1 pseudogene is annotated in these 248 nt (G+C 52.0%); it reads left to right on the forward strand.

Annotated elements, in window-relative coordinates:
• Positions 1-106: 106 nt before the first annotated feature.
• A pseudogene (locus F7Q90_RS26415) lies at positions 107-248 on the forward strand (IS630 family transposase); the annotation flags it as partial.

Below are 248 nucleotides of genomic sequence, written 5' to 3' on the forward strand. Positions count from 1 at the left end.
GTTGCGTTACGTCATCGGTCATATACAGGACTGGCCGGTGAACCGGGTCCGCGATCTGCTGCCATGGAAGGTCGAGCTTCCCTCTGCCTGAACGTCAATACGGTCTGAATGCGACGCTTACGAAAACCCCGTGTTTTACGAAGATGAAGTGGATATTCATCTCAACCCGAAAATCGGTGCTGACTGGCAGTTACGCGGGCAGCAAAAACGAGTTGTCACTCCGGGCCAGAATGAAAAGTACTATCTTG

Source organism: Pantoea stewartii subsp. stewartii (assembly GCF_008801695.1).
Lineage (GTDB): Bacteria > Pseudomonadota > Gammaproteobacteria > Enterobacterales > Enterobacteriaceae > Pantoea > Pantoea stewartii.